This is a genomic window from Glycomyces luteolus, from assembly GCF_027622875.1.
Classification (GTDB): domain Bacteria; phylum Actinomycetota; class Actinomycetes; order Mycobacteriales; family Micromonosporaceae; genus Glycomyces; species Glycomyces luteolus.
The window spans coordinates 1-4,728 of record NZ_JAPZVP010000031.1 but is presented as its reverse complement, the minus strand read 5'-3'; the positions used below and the strand labels follow the sequence as shown (position 1 = coordinate 4,728).

Sequence of the window (4,728 nt, the reverse complement as noted above, 5' to 3'; positions counted from 1 at the left end):
GGCGCGGGGTCTCACGTCCCACCGCGGGTGAGCGGGGCGTCTGAGTCGCGGCGGGCCCGGCCGGTCCCGCCGCGACTCAGGACAAGCGGAACAGGGCCGAGCTGTGCGGCTGGAGCTTCGCCCGCAGATGGTCTCCGGGCACGATGTCCGAGCGGTTCCAGCAGTCGCGCACCCGCTCCGGCTGGGTCAGCCCGAGGGTCTCCCAGGGCAGTTGCAGCTCGGCCGCTTCGGTGCCGCGGTTGAAGACCGCCGCGAAGGCGCCGTCGGCCGAAGCCCAGGCCACGTGCCGCCCTTCACGCCAGACCTCCTGGGCGCCGGCGGAGTGGCGTTGGGCCGCCAGCACTTCGGGGTTCGTCAGCAGTTCGATCGTTTCAGCGCCCGACGTGGGCAGATCCGCGCCGACCATCAGCGGGGAGCGGGCGATGCACCACAGGGTGAGCATCGTCCGCTGCTCGTCGGGGGTCAGCAGGCTCTGCCGGGGTTCGCCGACTTCGGCGCGGATCCCCATGTGGCCCAAGGGGAGCATGTCGGCATCGGGCCAGTGGCCCGGGCCCGCGAAGGGGGCCCAGTCGCGGAGCAGGTCGAACTGGGTGTCGATGTCGCGCCAGCGGTCCCACAGGTCCGCCGAGATGCGCCACAGGTGCGAGTGCGCCTGCAGGTGCTCGGCATGCTCGGTCGAGAGGCTCATCCCGGGGGAGAGGCTGAGCACGATGTCGCGGTCGACCGCGCCCACCGCGTGCCAGAAGGCCTCGACCTCGTCCTCCCAATAGGGGGCGATCATGTCGTCGGCCTTGATGTAGTCCACACCCCATTCCGCGAACTGGCGGACCAGCGCGTCGTAATAGGCCTGCCCGCCCGGGTGGGAGTGGTCGATGCCCCAGTTGTCGTCGACCCATGAGGAGACCCGCTCGCGGTCGGGGATCTGCGCCGCCGAGTACTCGCTGCCCTTGATGGGGGTGTCCGCCGCGACCGCTTGGCGCGGGATGCCCCGGAGGATGTGGACGCCGAACTTCAAACCCAGGGAGTGCACGTAGTCGGCCAGCGGCTTGAACCCGGCGCCGTTCGCGGCCGACGGGAAGCGGTTCGGGGCCGGGTGGGGCAGGCCGTACTCGTCGAGGGTGAGGCGGGTGCCGAGGTTGTAGCCGCCCGCGCGGGCCGCGGGGTCGTACCACTGGATGTCGACGACCACGTACTCCCAGCCGTGTCCGGCCATGTGCTCGGCGATGAAGGCGGCGTTCGCGCGGATCTCGGCTTCGGTCACCGAGGTTCCGAACACATCCCATGAATTCCAGCCCATGGGTGGCGTGGCAGCGAGTCCGGTCACAGAAACCTCCTCGGGGGGTCGGGTCCCATTACGCTACCCGCGCGCGCCGACGCCAGTGATCACGCCTCCGGAAGGGCTTGCGGCCCTTGGATTCGGCCAGCTCAAACCCCCGAATCGGGCACGCCGGCCCCGGGCGGGGCCGCCGTCGCGTTCGCGGCAATGCCGCATAGAGTGCGTGACCGGCAGTGCTGTACAGTGTTCACGGCGGTGCGCATGACGCGCCTCCTGGCCAGGTAGCTCAGTTGGTACGAGCGACCGCCTGAAAAGCGGTAGGTCGCCGGTTCGATCCCGGCCCTGGCCACCAAGAGAAAGCCCCGTTGACCTGCATCTTAGTGCGGTTGGCGGGGTTTTTCTGTTCTCCTGGCGGACGACCCGTCCGCTATATGTCCGTGCGGTGACATCTCACGATCAGCACCGCCCCGGGAGCGGCTGCGTCGCGACGTAACACCGGTGCGGCCGCAGCACCAAGCGGATACTGCTCCAGATCACGCCTGCTCAAGTGTCGGGGATTCACAGAACTCCGGTTCGCACGGGCACGCTCAAGCACTTCTTCAGAGCGAAGCCAGCCAAGTCGCCAAACCGCGCAGTCCCAGAAAATGTTGGCCCCGAATTCGTCCTCCAGAGCTCGCCCTCTAAGGCCGGCGAAGCGGTAGGCGACCCCGCGGATTCAGCGCCAGTAAGAGTTGTGGACTCGATGATCGCCGCTTGCGGGTGGGCCGCGAAGGTGGCGCGGATGTCCTTGTCCAGACGGGCGATCCGCTCGTCGAGGCTGAGCAGGGCGGCAGTGATCTCGGCGACGATGCGGGCCGCGACATCCTGGCCGGGCAGCTCGGTCAGTTGCGCCTTCGCGGCATCGACGGCCTTCTCAGCGATGGCTCCGGCTCGGTCAATCCGCATGCCGCGCTTGACAAGCCATCGGTTCAGCCGGGCTTGTCCGATTCGTCGGATGCGCTCGGGGGTCTGGTAGCCGGTCAACAGCGTCAGCGCGCCTTTGCTGCTGGAATAGTCGAAGGCGCGCTCCAGGGCCGGGAAGATCCCGGTCAGGACCTCGCGGAGCCGATTGATCATGCGGACCCTGTCGGCGACCAGGTCCGAGCGATGCGCGGTCAGCAGTGCCAGATCCGCGGCGATCTGCGCGGGCACCTCGATCGGGGCGAAGTCGCCTCGGTGGCGAACGGTCTCGGCGATGACGTAAGCGTCACGAGCATCGGTCTTGGCCTCACCCCGGTAGGCCCCGGACATGCGGTTGACGGTCTTGCCGGGCACATAGACCGGGTCCTGGCCGCAGGCGGCCAGGAGTGCCAGGAGCAGCGCCGAGGGGGCGCTGGAGATGTCCGCACCCCAGGACACCGGGCTGCCGAGGGCCAGGATCGCCTCAACCGCGTCGAGGACCGCGGCCTCGTCGTCGGCGATCTTCTCCACCAGATCTTGCGGCCATCGGCATCGACGGCGCAGGCCCAGTGGTGAGCCTTGCCGGCGTCGATGCCGATCCACAGCCGTAGTTTCGGAGTGTCGTTCACGTGTTCCTCCAGGGGGATCGGCGTGTTAGCACGGCCCATGGAACACCCCGCCGTCATCTCCGTAAACAGCGACTTCAACGCAGGTCTCAATCACCGGTCAGGGCGCCCTGAAGGATCGGGCGGCCACTCCCACCGAGTCACAAAGGACAAGACATTGTCAGCCGCACCCGACCCTCCTGGGCCACTGACCAACTTACGGAGGCATTGTGGGCCTCCTTCCATCCCAGGAGGGGCTCGTCCTTGTGCCTGCGGCGGTGCGGGATATGGGGCCCTCGTGCCCTGAGAGCCGGCGCCGGCGATCACGGTCGCGGTGCGGGTGGCGTGGTCGACGCCCGACTCGCCGAACGCCTTCGAGTCGTTGCGGCTACCCGGCAGCGGGTTGCCGACGGCAACCACGAGCTGGGTGTCGGCGTGGATGACGACCTGGTGGTTGGTGGAGTACCGGTAGTTCTTCGACTTCGCCGCGACTGCGTGGTCCCGGGTCGGGACCAACGCGCCGTCGACGATGAGCACGGTCTCCGGGGCATGCCGCTTGCTGGGCCGCAGCGCGAGTTTCGGCGCAAGTTCGTCGATGACCGGTCGGCGGCGGACTTCGAGGTGCCAAACAGGGCCGCAATCCCGCATGGTCAGACTGGTGCGCCAGTAGGCGGCGACCAGCAGGACCCTTGCCTCGAAGCAGAGCTTCCATGGGCGGCCCTTGCGCGCCGGGGCGGCGCCCTCGCGCGGACAGCCCCCACTGGATCAACTTCCGGGGCAGCCCTTAACGGCCGCAAGAAAGGCGTGGCCGCCCCGCTGCTCCGGGGCGGCCAACGTCTCAAAACGACCAAGATGAGTCACGGCTTTATCGCCAGGAAGTCACAGCCTCGTCCTTGTTCTGTCGAGCGTCGATGCGCAAGGGCATATCGTCGGCCGGCAGGCTACTGAGACTCTGCTGTCCCAAGAGGCCGCCGGATTGAGCGTCGACGACCTTGACGGTCCCCTCACTGGCGAAACCGAACTTGACAGTCTCGGTAATCGTCTGTGGGAATGAGTCGATGCGGCTGGTGACGTCCGAGGCATCGAGCCTCCAGTCGTGATGGTCGTCGTACCAGTCGTCGTTCCCCCAGCAGTAGGCAAGGTCCCCTCCCCACGGAATGTCCACGAGATAGCTGACTTGAGCCGTGTACTGGGCGACCTTACCGAAGATCAGGACATCGACGGCCTGGCCGGGATCGAGGCTGACCTGAACTCCGGCGTTGACGCCGAACTTGTAGGAGTACGACTGTTTCTTGGTGTGCGTCCAGTCGTGTTGGTAGCCGATTGTCGTCGACGCTCCGACGCCGGTTCCCAAGATCTTGAGCGAGGCGTTGAGCGAGAGGTTCCATCGGACGGTGTTTGTGTTCGTCCATGAGTTCTCGATGGTGTTGGTGTACTCGGTGGTGGCGTCCGAGTGATAGATGGCGGGAGTGGAGCCGGTGTCGTTGCGGAAGTGCTCCACGACGGCTATTTTTTCCTCTCTCGCATCCCCGGGCTTATCGAATACGACTTTGATGGGACTGACCCGAAGCTTCGGCAGATCCCACCCGTATTTGGCGTACATATCCGGGGCGCATTGCGACCAGGCAGGAGCGTGGAGATAGGCGTATGCCGGTTCGTGTTGCCGCCTCTCCTTGATGACCTTCTTGAGGGCGTCCTGGGTAAGCCCCAGTTGCGACTGATCTTCATCGGTGATGGGGCGTTCCTCCATCCCGGTGACTTCGGAGCTGGTGGCGCCGTTGAGTGAGCCCTTCTCATCCTGGGTGAGTTTGGTTGCAGGGCATGGAAGAAGCTCCTGGTAGAACAACAGCTGTCTACTTCCGTTGCCTCCCAGGAGCTTCGAATGCTGTTGTATCAGGCGGCCTTGCC

2 protein-coding genes, 1 tRNA gene and 2 pseudogenes are annotated in these 4,728 nt (G+C 66.4%); 1 reads left to right on the top strand and 4 read right to left on the bottom strand.

Going from position 1 to position 4,728, the window contains the following annotated elements; all coding sequences use genetic code 11:
- Nucleotides 1-76 precede the first annotated feature (76 nt).
- A complete protein-coding gene (locus O1R50_RS25050) occupies nt 77-1,324 on the bottom strand; it encodes a glycoside hydrolase family 27 protein (protein WP_270112987.1) in 1,248 nt (415 codons plus the stop codon).
- Between the two features lie 227 nt (nt 1,325-1,551).
- Here O1R50_RS25050 and O1R50_RS25045 point away from each other — a divergent pair.
- Nucleotides 1,552-1,628: transfer RNA gene (locus tag O1R50_RS25045), tRNA-Phe, on the top strand.
- Between the two features lie 383 nt (nt 1,629-2,011).
- Here O1R50_RS25045 and O1R50_RS25040 read toward each other — a convergent pair.
- The 3 genes and pseudogenes from O1R50_RS25040 to O1R50_RS25030 form a co-directional block, all read right to left on the bottom strand.
- Nucleotides 2,012-2,883, bottom strand: a pseudogene (locus tag O1R50_RS25040) (IS110 family transposase); the annotation flags it as partial.
- Between the two features lie 158 nt (nt 2,884-3,041).
- Nucleotides 3,042-3,564, bottom strand: a pseudogene (locus O1R50_RS25035) (helix-turn-helix domain-containing protein); the annotation flags it as partial.
- A 121-nt stretch (nt 3,565-3,685) separates the two neighbouring features.
- Nucleotides 3,686-4,728 (bottom strand): hypothetical protein (locus O1R50_RS25030; RefSeq protein ID WP_270112986.1); only part of this gene is annotated, 1,043 nt, incomplete at its 5' end.